The sequence below is a fragment of the Streptomyces colonosanans genome (genome assembly GCF_001866645.1).
Taxonomy (GTDB): domain Bacteria; phylum Actinomycetota; class Actinomycetes; order Streptomycetales; family Streptomycetaceae; genus Streptomyces; species Streptomyces colonosanans.
In genome coordinates, this window is sequence record NZ_MLYP01000102.1 from 30,534 (window position 1) to 45,386 (window position 14,853).

14 protein-coding genes and 2 pseudogenes are annotated in these 14,853 nt (G+C 70.4%); 5 read left to right on the plus strand and 11 right to left on the minus strand.

The annotated features are described in order from the left end of the window. Positions 1 to 356: 356 nt before the first annotated feature. Positions 357 to 1,220, minus strand: coding sequence for an ABC transporter permease (locus tag BIV24_RS29475; protein ID WP_071369524.1), 864 nt, complete (start codon positions 1,218 to 1,220; stop codon positions 357 to 359). After that, positions 1,217 to 4,024 (minus strand): alpha/beta fold hydrolase, encoded by a 2,808-nt coding sequence (locus BIV24_RS29480; protein WP_071369525.1) that lies wholly within the window; start codon positions 4,022 to 4,024, stop codon positions 1,217 to 1,219. The genes BIV24_RS29475 and BIV24_RS29480 overlap by 4 nt, the downstream gene beginning before the upstream one ends. Positions 4,025 to 4,139: 115 nt before the next feature. On the opposite strand from BIV24_RS29480, the gene BIV24_RS29485 reads away from it, so the two are divergent. After that, positions 4,140 to 4,556, plus strand: coding sequence for a GNAT family N-acetyltransferase (locus BIV24_RS29485; protein WP_071369526.1), 417 nt, complete (start codon positions 4,140 to 4,142; stop codon positions 4,554 to 4,556). 11 nt (positions 4,557 to 4,567) lie between these two features. On the opposite strand, the gene BIV24_RS29490 is transcribed toward BIV24_RS29485, so the two are convergent. From BIV24_RS29490 to iolB, 4 genes are all read right to left on the minus strand, one after another. Then, positions 4,568 to 5,965: an APC family permease gene (locus tag BIV24_RS29490; protein WP_071369527.1), complete on the minus strand. Its 1,398-nt coding sequence runs from the start codon at positions 5,963 to 5,965 to the stop codon at positions 4,568 to 4,570. A 372-nt stretch (positions 5,966 to 6,337) separates the two neighbouring features. Continuing rightward, the gene (mmsA, locus tag BIV24_RS29495) at positions 6,338 to 7,840 is read right to left on the minus strand and encodes a CoA-acylating methylmalonate-semialdehyde dehydrogenase (RefSeq protein WP_071369528.1); all 1,503 of its coding nucleotides are present in this window, start codon (positions 7,838 to 7,840) and stop codon (positions 6,338 to 6,340) included. A 14-nt stretch (positions 7,841 to 7,854) separates the two neighbouring features. Next, entirely contained in the window at positions 7,855 to 9,738 is a 1,884-nt protein-coding gene (iolD, locus tag BIV24_RS29500; protein WP_071369529.1) for a 3D-(3,5/4)-trihydroxycyclohexane-1,2-dione acylhydrolase (decyclizing), read from the minus strand. After that, entirely contained in the window at positions 9,735 to 10,556 is an 822-nt protein-coding gene (gene iolB / locus BIV24_RS29505) for a 5-deoxy-glucuronate isomerase (RefSeq protein ID WP_071369530.1), read from the minus strand. Before iolB ends, iolD begins: the two co-directional genes overlap by 4 nt. 622 nt (positions 10,557 to 11,178) lie before the next feature. On the opposite strand from iolB, the gene BIV24_RS29510 reads away from it, so the two are divergent. Both BIV24_RS29510 and BIV24_RS29515 read left to right on the plus strand, forming a co-directional pair. Beyond that, complete coding sequence (locus BIV24_RS29510) at positions 11,179 to 11,418, plus strand: chaplin (protein WP_071369536.1); 240 nt, start codon at positions 11,179 to 11,181, stop codon at positions 11,416 to 11,418. A gap of 292 nt (positions 11,419 to 11,710) precedes the next feature. Further along, entirely contained in the window at positions 11,711 to 12,007 is a 297-nt protein-coding gene (locus tag BIV24_RS29515) for a hypothetical protein (RefSeq protein WP_071369531.1), read from the plus strand. Between the two features lie 158 nt (positions 12,008 to 12,165). Here BIV24_RS29515 and BIV24_RS32765 read toward each other — a convergent pair. From BIV24_RS32765 to BIV24_RS36150, 4 genes and pseudogenes are all read right to left on the minus strand, one after another. Continuing rightward, a pseudogene (locus tag BIV24_RS32765) lies at positions 12,166 to 12,453 on the minus strand (NAD(P)-dependent oxidoreductase); the annotation flags it as partial. Positions 12,454 to 12,496: 43 nt separating this feature from the next. Then, entirely contained in the window at positions 12,497 to 13,096 is a 600-nt protein-coding gene (locus BIV24_RS29525; RefSeq protein WP_177198865.1) for an SGNH/GDSL hydrolase family protein, read from the minus strand. A 90-nt stretch (positions 13,097 to 13,186) separates the two neighbouring features. Next, positions 13,187 to 13,330: a hypothetical protein gene (locus BIV24_RS34700; RefSeq protein WP_177198866.1), complete on the minus strand. Its 144-nt coding sequence runs from the start codon at positions 13,328 to 13,330 to the stop codon at positions 13,187 to 13,189. Beyond that, positions 13,327 to 13,449: a hypothetical protein gene (locus BIV24_RS36150; protein WP_281247783.1), complete on the minus strand. Its 123-nt coding sequence runs from the start codon at positions 13,447 to 13,449 to the stop codon at positions 13,327 to 13,329. Before BIV24_RS36150 ends, BIV24_RS34700 begins: the two co-directional genes overlap by 4 nt. A gap of 165 nt (positions 13,450 to 13,614) precedes the next feature. Here BIV24_RS36150 and BIV24_RS35850 point away from each other — a divergent pair, with 165 nt between their 5' ends. Beyond that, positions 13,615 to 14,013, plus strand: coding sequence for a hypothetical protein (locus tag BIV24_RS35850; protein WP_245766996.1), 399 nt, complete (start codon positions 13,615 to 13,617; stop codon positions 14,011 to 14,013). Positions 14,014 to 14,083: 70 nt separating this feature from the next. Here BIV24_RS35850 and BIV24_RS29535 read toward each other — a convergent pair whose 3' ends face one another. Next, the gene (locus tag BIV24_RS29535) at positions 14,084 to 14,434 is read right to left on the minus strand and encodes an NUDIX hydrolase (protein WP_245766997.1); all 351 of its coding nucleotides are present in this window, start codon (positions 14,432 to 14,434) and stop codon (positions 14,084 to 14,086) included. Here BIV24_RS29535 and BIV24_RS33735 point away from each other — a divergent pair. Next, positions 14,434 to 14,571: pseudogene (locus BIV24_RS33735) on the plus strand (IS701 family transposase); the annotation flags it as partial. The gene BIV24_RS29535 and the pseudogene BIV24_RS33735 overlap by 1 nt on opposite strands. Positions 14,572 to 14,853: the final 282 nt, after the last annotated feature.

Genomic DNA, 14,853 nt, shown 5'->3' on the forward strand with positions numbered 1-14,853 from the left:
ACGCATCGGCAACAGCTGAGTCAGGCCCACGAGGAGCCGCCAGCCGGGCAGTTCGGCGGGCGGCTCCTCGTGGGTCCCGGAGGTCTGGTGCCGCGGCGGGCGACCCGTCGCGACGCCCGGCACACTCCCCCAAGCTCTTCGAGCAGGGGGTACCCCCACTCGCCGCGCCAGACGAAAGCCCAAGTACGTCCAGTACAAGGGCTTCCGGCCGGCACTCCCCCAAGCTCTTCGAGCAGGGGGACCCCCACTCTCGGCTTCTCTCCCACTCTCGGCTCCGCTCGAGCGGGGGGACCCCCAGAGCGGGAGGTGCCCCCACGACGCCGCTCCTTAACGGGCAAACGTTGCCTGCCGCGGCACTAGGAAACGACGTCCTTGCGTGCGAAACCACGGAAGGCCAGGGCGAACAGCACGATCGCGTAGGTGAGGGACACGGCCGTGCCCTGGATCATGCCGGCCCACTCCGGGTGGGGCTGGACGGCGTCGGCCCAGGCGAACTGCCAGTGCGCGGGAAGGAAGTCGCGCCAGTGGCCGAGGGCCGTGACCGCGTCCAGCACGTTCCCCACGATCGTGAGGCCGACCGCGCCGCCGACCGCGCCCAGCGGTGCGTCCGTTCGGGTCGACAGCCAGAACGCGAGCCCGGCGGTGACCAGTTGGGAAACGAAGATGTAGGCCACCACGACGACGAGCCGCTGGGCGGCCGTGCCCGGGGGAAGGGCGCCGCCGGTGGGGATCTCCAACTGCCCCCAGCCGTAGGCCGCCGTGCCCACCGCGAGGGCGACGACCGGCAGCAGCACCATGGCCGCGAGGCTCAGGCCGAGTCCGACCGCGAGCTTGGACCACAGCAGACGGGCGCGTGGCACCGGTGCCGCGAGCAGATAGCGCAGCGACGACCAGCTCGCTTCGGAGGCGACCGTGTCCCCGCAGAACAGGGCGACCGGGATGACGAGCAGGAACCCGGCAGAGACGAAGAGGTTCACCGCGGCGAAGTTGGCGCCCGACGCGGTGGCCGTGTCCATCAGTGTGACCCGGCCGTTGCGGGAGCTCGGGTCGCCTCCGATGGCGAAGGCGACGACCAGCACGAACGGCAGGAGGGCGAGAACCGAGCCCATGACGAGCGTACGGCGCCGTTTCAACTGCCGGACGAGTTCGACGCGTAGGGGCAGCGTCCGCCGCGCCCGGTATCCGTCGGCCGTCCCCGCCCGTTCGGCGAGCGCGCTCATGCGGAACCTCCGATCAGGGTGAGGAAGGCGTCTTCCAGACGGCGGTGGGGGCCGAGCGAAGCCACCGGGACTCCCAGACGGACGAGTTCGACGAGTAGTCGCGCGGCAGCCGTGGAGCCGGAGGTGACCGCCCCGGCGGGGAGCGCGGATGAACCGGTGCTCGCCCCCGCGGCCGTGCCGATGCCTGCCGCGGCGGTCTCCACCGTGCCGGACGCACCCTGAGGGAGCGGGCCGGCGCCCACGGGCTGCAGGGCGTCCGTGGTCCCGGCCGCCGTGTCCGGTGCCAGGCGTACGAGCAGTCCGCCCTCCGTCCGTGTCACCGACGACACCTCGGGCAGCGCCGCCACCTTCTCCACCATCGGGTCGGCGATGTCGGCCGCCAGCCCGACGAGCACGGTGTCGCCGGAGCCCACGATCTCGTCCACCGGGCCCGCCTGCACCAGCCGGCCGCGGTCCATGACCACCAGGTGGGTGCAGGACTGTTCGACCTCCGCCAGCAGGTGGCTGGAGACGATGACCGTACGGCCCGCCGCCGCGTAGCGGATCATGACCTCGCGCATCTCGCGGATCTGCGGCGGGTCCAGGCCGTTGGTCGGCTCGTCGAGGATGAGCAGGTCCGGCAGGCCGAGCATCGCCTGAGCGATGGCGAGGCGCTGGCGCATGCCCTGGGAGTACGTACGCACCGCACGGGCCAGCGCCTCGCCCAGCCCCGCGATCTCCAGCGCCTCGTCCAGATGCGCGTCCTCGGGCGGGCGGCCCGTCGCCTGCCAGTACAGCTCAAGGTTCTCCCGGCCGGTCAGGTGCGGCAGGAAGCCCGCGCCCTCCACGAAGGCCCCGACCCGCGACAGCACCGGGGCGCCCGGCCGGATGGCGTGGCCGAAGACGCGGATGTCACCGTCGTCCGGGTTGATGAGGCCCATCAACATGCGCAGCGTCGTCGTCTTGCCGGCGCCGTTCGGCCCCAGCAGGCCCAGCACCTGCCCCTTCTCCACACGGAAGGAGAGGTCCCGTACCGCGTACCGGTCCGCCGACTTGGCGTACCGCTTGCTCAGGTCCGTTATCTGCAGGGGGATATCGGCCAGCGCGGGGGCGGGCGCCGGTGTCGTCGTACGGCGCCGGCCCGTCAGCAGCAGGGCCAGGGCGACCACCGCCCCGGCCGGGGGGAGCCACCAGACCCAGGAAGGCAGCGGGGCCGCCGCGGTCCGCACACCCGGTGCGGTCGGCACCTTCAGACCGCTCTTGAGGGAGACGGTGTACGTGGCCGGCGCGGCCGGGGACGCATAGCCGAGGTCCGTCGAGGCGAGGACCAGCCGCAGCCGGTGCCCCTTCTGCACCTCGTGGTCGACGGCCGGCAGAGTCAGGGTGACGTCTGTGCCGTCCTTCGCCCCTGTCACCCGGACGGGGGCGACCAGCTGCGAGGGCAGCACCTGCTGGGTGCCGCCCGGGCCGACGTCGTACACCTTTCCGAAGAGCACGGCGTCGTCGCGCGTCGACGTCACATGGACCGTCACGGTGGGCGAGCCGGTGATCCACAGGTCGTCGCGCACGGGCCGCGAGTCGAAGTGGGCGTACTGCCCGGGGAAGTCGAGCGACACCCCGATGCCGAGCGACGACAGCTGGGACAGGCCGCCCGGACCGCCGAGGCCGGGGAGCGCGGAGACCGCGGGCGGGCTCGCGCCCGCCGGGTTGGCGAAGCTCTGCGCGCGACCGCTGAGCGCGACCGTCCGCTGCCCGTTCTCCAGACCGGGATACGTGTCCCCGCTCGCCCCCCGCAACCGGGCCGCGCCGTCGGTGGAGTCGATGCCCCCGGTGCGGGTGATCCGGAAGGCGGGCCCGGTGTCGACGCTCTTGTCGTTCTTCAGATAGCGGTCGAACCATGCCCGGACGCGCGACTGGACACGGCTCGTCTCCCTGTCCCCGCCGTCGTGCCCGCCCGCGATCCAGTCGACGTCCACGGGCGCGCCGTTGGCCCGGATCGCCCTGGCCGCGGCGTCCGCCTGGCCGAGCGGGAACAGTGAGTCGGACTGGCCCTGCACGAGGAGCGTGGGCACCTTGATGCTCTTGCCGACGGCGGTCGGCGAGCGCGCCTCGAGCAGGGCGCGTGCCTGGGTGTCGGGCGTCCCCGTCTCCGCGACCCGTTCGTACAACCGGCACAAGTCGGCGGTGAAATTCCGGCAGCCGCCGCCCGAGTTCATGAAGACGCCGGCCCACAGCTTCTTGAACACGCCGTTCGGGAACAGGGCGTCCGCCAGGTTCCAGTACGTGATCGCCGGGGCGATCGCATCCACCCGGTGGTCGTACCCCGCGGCCAGCAGAGAGATCGCCCCGCCGTACGAGGCGCCGGTGACGCCCACGCGCGGGTCGCCCGGCCTGTCCAGTTCGACCTCCGGCCGCTCGGCCAGCCAGTCGATGAGCCGGGAGACATCGGCGACCTCGCCCTTGGGGTCGTTCAGCCCGACCTTGCCCGTCGACCGGCCGAAGCCGCGCGCCGACCAGGTCAGCACCGCATACCCGTCGCGGGCGAGCTTCTCCGCCTGTTCCCTGACATCGTCCTTGCTGCCGCCGAAGCCGTGCGCGAGCAGGACCGCCGGGCGGCGGCCGCCGGATGCCGAGACGAAGTACGCCGTGTCGATCCGCACGCCGGCGCCCATGTCCATGACCCTGTCGGTGCGGTGCACGGCAGGGGTGTCGTCCGAGGCCACGGCCGTCCACGTACCGACACAGGCCAGCACCAGGACGACCGCGGCGAGGGCGGCCACGGCGCCTCGGCGCAGCCCTCGGACTGCGGGCAGTCGAAGATCCATGCGTCAACGGTACGGGCCGCCACCGACAACCGGGGCAGTCGTCGGGCTGAACTCGGGCCCCTCCCACGGACGTACGGGCCTGTTGCCGCCTACCGCGTCCGTGGTACGAAACCGCATGGAGATCCGCCGGGCCACCACCGTCGCCGAAGTGGCCGCTGCCGAACACCTCTTCGACCACCCTGTCCGCCCCGAGTGGGCCGAGCGCTTCCTGACCGCGGTCGGGCACCATCTCTTCCAGGCCTACGAGGACGGCGGATCGACGCCCGTCGGCTTCGTCAGCGGTGTCGAGGCGATCCACCCCGACAAGGGCACCGAGATGTTCCTGTACGAGCTGGCCGTCGCGGAGCCGTACCGGCGCAGGGGGATCGGGCGGGCCCTGGTGCAGCGGCTCGCCGCGCTCGGGCGTGAACTCGGCTGCTACGACATGTGGGTGCTCGTCGACACCGGGAACGACGTCGCCCTTGCCGCCTATCGCAGTGCGGGCGGCAAGGACGACGGTACGTGCACGGTGGTGACGTGGGACTTCGGCTGAGCCGGCGCGGATTACTCCTGCGTGTCCTCCGGGATCGACACCAGCCAGCGGGTGTCGCGGCGCGGGCGCAGGTAGAGGACCCAGTACAGGGTGGCCACCGCGGTGATGCCGCCCGTCCACAGCAGGTAGCTCACCTCCTGCAGGGTGAGCACGTACACCAGGACCGCGATCAGCAGGACCGGCATCGCGGGCCACAACGGCATCCGCCACGCGGACTGGTGCCGGTGCGAGCCGCGCCGGGCCAGCAGGGCGGCGATCGCGACGAGCAGGTACATGCCGGTCACCGAGACGCCCGTGACGCCGTAGAGGGTGTCCAGGTTCACGAAGCACAGGAGCGCGCCGGGGACGCCGACGAGGAGGGTGGCGACCCACGGAGAGCCGAACCGGCCGAGCTTGGAGAGGGCGTTGTTGACGGGCTCGGGCCAGGCCTTGTCACGGGCCGAGGCGAACAGCACGCGGGAGTTCTGGATGACCATGACGATGCCCGCGTTGATGATCGCGAGGGCAACGCACAGGCTCACGAAGGTGCCGACGGCGGAGTTGGACCAGGCGGTGACCATGCCGCTGAGGTCGCCGTCGGTCAGGGCCTTGACGTCGGAGGCGCCCATGGTGATCGCGACGACCGGGACCAGGATGATGACCGAGGAGATGGCGAGGGTGGCGAGGACCGTGCGGGCGACGTTGCGGCGCGGGTTCTCCAGTTCCTCGGAGAGGTAGACGGCGGTCGAGAAGCCCTGGGTGGCGAAGAGGGCGATGGCGAGCCCGGAGATCACCAGCATGGCCGTCACGGTGTCCGTGTGGCCGCCGGAGCCGGCCACCTGCATCGTGACCAGACTGTCGACGCCGCGCTCGCTGTGCGCGAAGCCCAGGAGCGCGACGACTCCCGCGGCCACGACCTCCAGGACCAGGAAGATGCCGGTGATCCAGGCGTTGGCGCGCAGGTCCAGCAGGCCGGCGAGCGTGGCCATCAGCATGACGCCGGCGCCGGTCATGGCCGGGTCGAGGTGCACGATCGGCGTGAGGTAGTCCGCCGTGCCCATCGCGATCACCGGCGGCACGACCATGACGACCAGCAGGGACAGTACGAAGACCAGCCAGCCCGCCAGGCGTCCGGCCAGCGTCGAGACCATGGCGTACTCGCCGCCCGCGCTGGGGATGAGGGTGCCCAGCTCCGAGTAGCAGAACGCCACGGCGATGCACAGGAGGCAGCCGATGGCGATCGTGAGGGCGGTGGCGGTGCCGAGCGAGCCGAACAGGTCGGGGACGACCACGAAGAGTGTGGAGGCGGGCGTCACGCAGGACAGCGTGAGCAGAGTGCCGCCGACGACGCCGATGGAACGCTTGAGCTTCTGAGGACGGTCAGATACCTCGATGACGGCGTCCTCGACAGGACGGAGCGTGTCGGTCATGCAGTTGTTCCGATCGACTTGTACGGCAGTGTTAGCGGTCGGGAGCGCTATCGCCTCCGGCGGCTCGTCGTACGTCACTTCGTCCGCTCCCGCGCAGATGGAACCCCGACGAAAACCTTTGCGTCAATGGCCGTTTACCTTCGGAATCCGTACACATGGAGCGACCTGCTCCGCATCGCATTCCCAGGGCCTGACGCCTCGATAGCTCATTCATCAAACCCTTTTGGGAAGTGACCTTGCTTTCAAAGGCAATGGGCGCACTCCACCTCTGGTACCCGTTTCATCCGCGCGCACGAGAACCGCAGGTCGGGCGTCAAAAAAATGTCAGGCCGTCCGATATCCGGACGGCCTGACGGTGGAGTTCGGTCACGCTCAGTGGTTACGCGGGAACCCCAGGTCGACACCCGCCGGAGCGTCGGCCGGGTCGGGCCAGCGGGTGGTGACCACCTTGCCGCGGGTGTAGAAGTGCGTGCCGTCGTTGCCGTAGATGTGGTGGTCGCCGAAGAGCGAGTCCTTCCAGCCACCGAAGGAGTGGTAGCCCACCGGCACCGGGATCGGCACGTTCACGCCGACCATGCCCGCCTCGATCTCCAGCTGGAAGCGGCGGGCGGCGCCGCCGTCCCGGGTGAAGATCGCGGTGCCGTTGCCGAACGGCGAGGCGTTGATGAGGGCGACGCCCTCCTCGTAGGTCTCGGCGCGCAGCACGCACAGCACCGGGCCGAAGATCTCGTCCTGGTACGCCTTCGCCGTGGTCGGCACCTTGTCGAGGAGCGAGATGCCGATCCAGTGGCCGTCCTCGTACCCGTCGACCGTGTAGCCCGTGCCGTCGAGGACGACCTCGGAGCCTTCCGCCGCCGCGCCCGCCACATAGGAGGCCACCTTGTCCCGGTGCACCTTGGTGATCAGCGGGCCCATCTCCGAGGCAGGGTCGTTGCCCGGACCGATCTTGATCTTCTCGGCGCGCTCGCGGATCTTCTCCACCAGCTCGTCGCCGATGGAGCCGACGGCCACGACTGCGGAGATGGCCATGCAGCGTTCGCCCGCGGAGCCGTACGCCGCCGAGACCGCGGCGTCCGCCGCCGCGTCCAGGTCCGCGTCCGGGAGCACCAGCATGTGGTTCTTGGCGCCGCCCAGAGCCTGGACGCGCTTGCCGTTCGCGGAGGCCGTGGTGTGGATGTAGCGCGCGATCGGGGTCGAGCCGACGAAGGAGACCGCCTTGACGTCCGGGTGCTCGAGGAGCCGGTCCACGGCCACCTTGTCGCCGTGGACGACGTTGAAGACACCGTCCGGCAGGCCCGCCTCGGCCAGCAGCTCGGCGAGGCGCATGGCGGCCGACGGGTCCTTCTCGGAGGGCTTCAGCACGAACGTGTTGCCGCACGCGATGGCGATCGGGAACATCCACATCGGGACCATCGCCGGGAAGTTGAACGGCGTGATGCCCGCGACGACGCCCAGCGGCTGCCGGATCGCCGCCACGTCCACGCGGGTCGCCACCTGCGTGGACAGCTCGCCCTTGAGCTGCACGCTGATACCGCAGGCCAGGTCGACGATCTCCAGGCCGCGGGCCACCTCGCCGAGCGCGTCGCTGTGCACCTTGCCGTGCTCGGCGGTGATCAGCTCGGCGATCTCGTCGCGGTGGGCGTCCAGCAGCGCACGGAACTTGAAGAGGATGGACGTGCGCTGCGCGAGCGAGGAATGGCCCCAGGTCCGGTACGCGTCCTTGGCCGTCGCGACGGCCGCGTCCACCTCTTCCACGGACGCGAAGGCGACCTTCGTGGTGACCGCGCCGGTCGCAGGGTCGGTCACCGGCCCGTACGCGCCCGACGCGCCTTCGACGGTCTTGCCGCCGATCCAGTGGTTGACGATCTTCGTCATGCCCAAGAACTCCTTCACAGATGGCGGCGTCGGGTCGAGACGTGCCGGTCGTACTCTTCGCGCGCCTTGACCGCCGACGCTCGGGTCGCGGTCTCGGCCACAGGTACATCCCACCAGGCCTGCGCCGGAGGCGCTCCCGACACTGTGTCTGCGGATTCGGTCTCGACGTAGACACATGTGGGAGTGTCGGCGTCGCGCGCCTCGGCGAGGGCGGCGCGCAGGTCGCGTACGGTCTTCGCGCGCAGCACCCGCATGCCGAGGCTGGCCGCGTTGGCGGCCAGGTCCACGGGCAGCGGCGCCCCTGTGTACGTGCCGTCCGCGGACCGGAAGCGGTAGTCGGTGCCGAACCGCTCGCCGCCCACCGACTCCGACAGGCCGCCGATGGACGCATAGCCGTGGTTCTGCACGAGCAGGATCTTGATCGCGATCCCCTCCTGCACCGCGGTGACGATCTCCGTCGGCATCATCAGATAGGTGCCGTCACCGACCAGCGCCCACACGGGACGGTCGGGCGCGGCCATCTTCACCCCGATCGCGGCCGGGATCTCGTAGCCCATGCACGAGTAGCCGTATTCGAGGTGGTACTGGTCGCGGGAGCGGGTCCGCCACAGCTTGTGCAGATCGCCGGGGAGCGAACCGGCCGCGTTGACGACGATGTCGGATTCGTCCACCACCGCGTCCAGGGCGCCGATGACCTGCGGCTGCGTCGGCCGTACGGCCGGCTCACCGGCCGCGAAGCAGGCGTCGACGCGCTGCTCCCAGCGCTCCTTGCCCTGCGTGTACTCCGTGACGTACGAGGGATCGACGCGGTGTCCGTGCACCGTCAGCGCCTCGGTGAGCGCCCTCAGGCCGCCCCGCGCGTCGGCGACCAGCGGCAGCCCGGAGAGCTTGTGGCCGTCGTAGGAGGCGATGTTGAGGTTGAGGAAGCGGACGCCGGCGCCGGTGAAGAGGGTGCCGGAGGCCGTGGTGAAGTCGGTGTAGCGGGTGCCGACGCCGATCACCAGGTCGGCGGTGCGGGCCAGTTCGTCGGCGGTCGCCGTGCCGGTGTGGCCGATACCGCCGACGTCCTGGGGGTGGTCCCAGCGCAGCGAGCCCTTGCCGGCCTGGGTGGAGGCGACCGGGATGCCGGTGGTTTCGGCGAACCGGGCGAGGGCTTCTTCGGCGCGGCTGTGGTGGACGCCGCCGCCGGCCACGATGAGCGGACGCCGGGCGGCACGGATCGCCCGAACGGCCGCGGCGAGTTCCACCGGGTCGGCGCCCGGACGACGTACGGTCCAGGTCCGCTCGGTGAAGAACTCCTCCGGCCAGTCGAAGCCCTCCGCCTGTACGTCCTGCGGCAGCGCGAGCGTGACCGCGCCCGTGTCGACCGGGTCCGTGAGCACGCGCATCGCCTGCAGGGCGGCCGGGATCAGCGCCTCGGGGCGGGTGATCCGGTCGAAGTACGCCGACACCGGGCGCAGGCAGTCGTTGACGGACAGGTCGCCGGCGCGGGGGACCTCCAGCTGCTGGAGCACCGGGTCCGCCGGGCGGGTGGCGAAGGCGTCGCCGGGCAGCAGCAGGACCGGGAGGTGGTTGACGGTGGCAAGGGCGGCACCGGTGACCAGGTTGGTCGCGCCGGGGCCGATGGACGTCGTCACGGCGTGGGTGGACAGCCGGTTCGACTGCCGGGCGTAGCCGACCGCCGCGTGCACCATCGACTGCTCGTTGCGGCCCTGGTGATACGGCATCACATGGCCGTACTCGACCAGCGCCTGTCCGAGGCCCGCGACGTTGCCGTGGCCGAAGATGCCCCAGGTCGCCGCGATCAGCCGTCGGCGCACACCGTCCCGCTCGGTGTACTGGGCGGCCAGGAAGCGTACGAGCGCCTGAGCGACCGTGAGTCTCGTCGTCGAGGTCATCGGTATCCCCCTGCGCTGTCCAGATGGGCCGGGTGGAAGCAGATCCGCCACTGACGTTCCTCGCCCGGCCCGGCCATGACGTTCAGGTAGTACATGGTGTGCCCGGGCTGCGCGACGGACGGGCCGTGCCAGCCGTCGGGGACGAGGACGGCGTCGCCGGTGCGGACCTCGGCGAGGACGTCGGATCCGCCTTCACGCGAGGGGAAGACGCGCTGGTACCCGAAACCGTTCGGGCCCTCGATCTCGAAGTAGTAGATCTCCTCCAGTTCCGTCTCCTCGCCCGGCCGCGTCTCGTCGTGCTTGTGCGGCGGGTACGAGGACCAGTTGCCGCCGGGGGTGATGACCTCGACGGCGATGAGCTTGTCGCATACGAAGGCGTCGGCCGAGGCGAAGTTGCGCACTTGGCGGGCGCAGGTGCCGCTGCCGCGCTCTTCGACGGGGACCTCCGGCGCGGGGCCGTAGCGGGCGGGGAGTCGGCGCTCGCACTTCGCTCCTGCCAGGGCGAAGCGGCCTCCCGCGCCGGAGGCGATCTGGACCCGGGCGTCGCGGGGCACGTACGCGAAGTCGGAAACCTCCGCGAACACGCCGTCCCTGCCCAGGAGTTGGATTGTCGCGCCTTCAATATGCACGGTGCAGGCACCTTGGAGAGGAAGCACGATCCATTCACTGTCACCGGTGGTGAAGGTGTGCGTGCCGGCCGGAGGGAGCTGCACGATCCGCAGGCTGCTGTGGCGCCAGCCTGCCCGCTCGGGGTCGATGTCGAGGGCGTAGTGCGCGTTCGCGGTGGCACCCCTGGGGACGTACAGCTCCGTGCTCATGCGGCCCTCACTGAAGTTCTACGAGGGTGTCCGCGACCGCGGTGATGCCGCCGTCCGCCGGGTACGGCAGTGAACGGTCGGTCACCAGGCTCCGGACGGCGGGCAGTTGCCCGGGTCGCCCATCGAGGTCGAAGACCGTTGTACGCGCCCGGGCCCGGGGCGCCGGTGCGGTGAGCGTGCCTGTGCGGCCGGGCTCCCCGCTCAGGCCTGCGCCCGTCGATGGGCATCGCCTGCGGCAGGGGCGCGACTGTTCGCGGCGGATACAGGTCCACGCCGACCCGGCCGATCGTGATCAGGTCGAACGGGTCACCGGGACCGTACGGCCCGGGCTCCTTGAACTCCCTCATCGAGTTCCCCTCACATCGGCTGCCCTCAGGTCTAGCCGCGGCGCGGGAGCCCTGTCAATGCTTTGTCCGGACATTCGGACCAGGACTTTGGTATGTCTTCTCCGGTGACCGGGGTCGGCGTCACCTTGTCGACGGGCAGAGTGAGCCGTAACGGTGAAGCCCGGCAATTTAGTAGATCACCCCATTGGGGGCGCAACCAGGGCGTGAGCCGCGCGTTGACTCAACGTCGGGCATTCCGTCCGACTGTTGTGACGAACACCAAGGAGCACCTCTCCATGTTGCGTATCGCCAAGGGCCTGGCCCTGACCACCGTTGCCGCCGCGGTCGTGGCGGGTACCGCCGGCATCGCTGCCGCCGACAGCGGCGCCTCGGGCGCCGCCAGCAACTCTCCGGGCATCCTGTCGGGCAACGTTACGCAGATCCCGATCGACGTCCAGGCCAACGTGTGCGGGAACACGATCGACATCATCGGCCTGCTGAACCCCGCGTTCGGCAACACGTGCGGCAACGCCTGACGTCCGAGCGAAGCCCTGTGCCGGCCGCTCTCCCGCTCGGGAGGCGGCCGGCTGGCGTTGTGCCACCGATCGGGTTCTGCCTCGGTCGGCCCGGGCGGGGCGGGGTACGGCGCCCTCGCGGGATGCCTCACCAGAGACGACGAGCGCGGCAGGGAGGGAACGCGGCCCGCCGCGCGTTCGGTGGCTGCGGGCATCTTTGCCGCCCGCTGGGTTTCCGCGGGCCCGGGGACTCGTTGACCAGGGCGCAGTACTCATTCCTCTGGTGACATGAGTCGCCGAAGAAAGGAACACGATGAAGTCCCTCAAAGCCGCCGCCGTTGTTGCCGGATCCCTGGTCGTCGCCGGTGCCGCGGCTCCTGCCTTCGCCTCGAACGCCTCCGACCTCGCGCCCACCGGCGTCAACGGCGCGCTGCAGACCCTCACCAGCCAGCGGACCCTCGACGTACGCCCCGTTCAGCACCAGTCCGACGCCCTTGACTCCGAGAACAAGAGCTCCGTGCTCAGCACCGTGAAGAGCGCGACGACCCGACTCAACCAGTACGGCGGCACGGGCCGGCTGCTCGGCGGACTGCCCCTCCAGAGCCGATGACCTCACGTCCCCGGGCGGTCGGCCGTACCGGGGCCGGCGGCAGCCCACGGCAGTAGGGGCCCTCCCCGGCAGCCCGCTGTGGCGCCCGGGTCAGCCCCCGAGGCGGCGCACCGGCTCCCCCGCGAGGTACGCGTGGATGTCCTCGACCGCCTGGCCGCCTGCGTCACCCGACTGCCGATCTTCCCGAGCCCGAGCAGCCCGGGCCGTCTCCCGTGCAGATCCGCGCCCACGGTGCTCTGCCAGGGCCCGCCCTCGCGCAGGGCGTTGTTCTCCTCCACGATGCCGCGCGCGAGCCCGAGCAGCAGCGCCCAGGTCAGCTCGACGGGCGGCGTGGAGGAACTCGCGGTGCCGCACACGGTCACACCGTGCGCCTCGGCGGCGGCGTAGTCGATGACGCTGTTCCGCATCCCGGAGGCGATGAGCAGTTTCAGCCGGGGCAGCCGGGCCCGGCAGGATTCGAGCCTGCGGCCAAGCCCTTCAGACGTCGTCTCAAGGCTGTTCCAGTTCGCCCAGACCCATCACCCGCAGCGCATGGTTGGCCATCTCAAGATGACCGGTCGCGTTGGGATGCGCCGCATCGTCCAGCCACGGGATCGGGTCCGCCGTGCCATGGTGCGCGAGCCAGTGCGCTTCGTGGTCGACGAGCAGCGCGCCGGTCTCCGCGGCGAGCTCCCGTACCGCCTGGCAGTACGCAGGCATGGCCGCACGTCGTTCGCGGCCCGAGAAACTGACCAGAACCGGGGTGTGCAGCACGATCTGCGTGCCTTCACCGACGTTGTCGATGATTTTGCGCATCGCGTCGTGGAAGGCGGGCAGCCCGGCCTCGCCGGCGAGGCAGTCGTTCGTGCCGAGCGAGACGGACAGCACATCGGGCTGAAAGCGGCCGATCAGCCAGTCATGTGCTCCGAGCACGTCACCCGCGCTCCACCCGGAGACACCAGAGTTGATCAGGACATCTGTGAGCCTGCCCAGCTGCCACCCCACCCGCTCGTGCACATGCTCGGCCCAGCCACGCGCACCGTGGGTGTGCAGCACGCCCTGGGTGATGCTGTCTCCAGTCGCCACCCAGGTCATGGGCGTGTCGGCCAACCGAATCATGATGCGTTCCCTCCCGTTTCCGCCGCCGCGCGTCCTGCTGGGCGCGGCGTCCCGTCCGTGGGCCATGCTGCCTCCCCAAGATCATGTGCGCAACGCCCGTGCGGGGGCGGGAGAGTTGCCGACGAGCGCGAGGCGCCGGCAGTGCTCCAGCAGGGTCACCGAGAAGGCGAGGGCGCGCTGTGCGGTCCAGCGGTCGGCAGGTCCGGAGACGGTCGCCGAGGTCACGGCGCGACGATCTGCGGGCAGAACAGCCGCGTCGGAAGCTGCGCGCCAGCGAGCCCGATCGTTCGAACCTGCGGCCAAGCGCACTGCTGCTGTTGCGGGTTGTCGAACTCTGCTGTCATCCGCCCTCGTTGCCGCCAGAACTGCCGTCACTGCCGTCAGTACGCGGCTGCAGAGGGGCTTGGCGCCTTCAGTGGTTGCCCCGCTGAGCGGCGTGCGTCGACATCTGTATGGCTCGTGGAACTGCAACGGTGTCCTGGATGTCATGTCCTGTCGTGGACAGAGCCATGTCGGAATCCAACACCTGTCTCCCTTGGGCGGGCTCCGCATTGTTCGGAGCTGCCATGGGCTGCGTCGCGTGGGCCCTGGCTGTCTGGGCTCGTGCGTACTGTGACGCGGGATACGAAGCCGGCGGACGGCTGGAACTCAACTTCCTGCTACCTCTGGTCGTGGTGGCCGAAGCCCTCATGGGGCTCGTGGCGCGGGCCATCGGCCGACGCCTGACGCTTCACGCGCCGGCGGCTGTCCGCGTCCTGATGCCGACGCTGCTGGTGGTCGTGGCGACGGTGTGGCCGGCATGGTGGTTCTTCGCGACGCGAGGGACCTTGGACGGCTATCCGGGCGACTCGGGCCTTTGCCCCGTGAGCAACATCCCGCCGCAGTGGCCTGACTGGATTCCCGCTTGACCAGCCACAACTGATCACCGGCGGCCGTGACCTGCGGTGACCTCACCGAGACATGTCTACCGGCGCACTTTCACAGCGACCGGCAGGCCCGCCGGCCATCGCCCTCCCGAGCGGAGAGAGCAAGGACGCCCCAACCTGTCCCGAATGCAGCCGCCCCATGAGATCCCCCGGCGGAAGGCTTGCAGCGGAAGACCAGGGCGACGACGCCACGGGTCATGTTCTTGTAGACGCCGGTGAGTTCGTCCACCTCGATGTGGATGCCTGTCTCCTCCAGGGCCTCGCGGGCGACGCCGGCCTCGGGGGTCTCGTTGAGTTCGAGGACACCGCCGGGGAGTTCCCAGGTGCCGTTGTCGGCCCGGCGGATCGCCAGGAGGCGCCCGTCCTCACGCACCACCACTCCGGCCACGGACACCGAGGGCATGGCACCGCCACATGAAACAGGCCATGGCAGCCCACGCCCGCCTGACCATCCTGCGCACCCGCGCACTCGATACCGGGAAAGCAGAAACGGATCCTCCCAGCTCATCCACCTCAGCCTCGCCGAGATCCGGCGCCTGATCACGCGTCTCACCGACCGCCGCCCGGCAACGATCGACCACGTCCTGCGCTGGTCGTACTGGCGCCGAAGACGACAACGCCAAGCCCGCATCAGTCACTACACACGCCGCGGACACAGCCCCTGAAACTGGCCAGCAATCAGCACAAACACCGTTGCAGTATTAGGGCCTGTTCTGAGTTCCCCGTCTGCGCCCCGACGCCCGGCACGCACTCCCCCAAGCTCTCGGCTTCGCTCGAGCAGGGGAGACCCCCATGCCGCACGGCGCCGCAGGACAGGTGGCT

Coding starts and splice junctions, on each gene's coding strand:
- iolD (WP_071369529.1), bottom strand. CDS start 9,738: ATGACCTCGACGACGAGACTCACGGTCGCTCAGGCGCTCGTACGCTTC.
- mmsA (WP_071369528.1), bottom strand. CDS start 7,840: ATGACGAAGATCGTCAACCACTGGATCGGCGGCAAGACCGTCGAAGGC.
- BIV24_RS29510 (WP_071369536.1), top strand. CDS start 11,179: ATGTTGCGTATCGCCAAGGGCCTGGCCCTGACCACCGTTGCCGCCGCG.
- BIV24_RS36150 (WP_281247783.1), bottom strand. CDS start 13,449: ATGACAGCAGAGTTCGACAACCCGCAACAGCAGCAGTGCGCTTGGCCG.
- BIV24_RS29515 (WP_071369531.1), top strand. CDS start 11,711: ATGAAGTCCCTCAAAGCCGCCGCCGTTGTTGCCGGATCCCTGGTCGTC.
- BIV24_RS29475 (WP_071369524.1), bottom strand. CDS start 1,220: ATGAGCGCGCTCGCCGAACGGGCGGGGACGGCCGACGGATACCGGGCG.
- BIV24_RS29490 (WP_071369527.1), bottom strand. CDS start 5,965: ATGACCGACACGCTCCGTCCTGTCGAGGACGCCGTCATCGAGGTATCT.
- BIV24_RS35850 (WP_245766996.1), top strand. CDS start 13,615: ATGTCGGAATCCAACACCTGTCTCCCTTGGGCGGGCTCCGCATTGTTC.
- iolB (WP_071369530.1), bottom strand. CDS start 10,556: ATGAGCACGGAGCTGTACGTCCCCAGGGGTGCCACCGCGAACGCGCAC.
- BIV24_RS29535 (WP_245766997.1), bottom strand. CDS start 14,434: ATGCCCTCGGTGTCCGTGGCCGGAGTGGTGGTGCGTGAGGACGGGCGC.
- BIV24_RS29485 (WP_071369526.1), top strand. CDS start 4,140: ATGGAGATCCGCCGGGCCACCACCGTCGCCGAAGTGGCCGCTGCCGAA.
- BIV24_RS29480 (WP_071369525.1), bottom strand. CDS start 4,024: ATGGATCTTCGACTGCCCGCAGTCCGAGGGCTGCGCCGAGGCGCCGTG.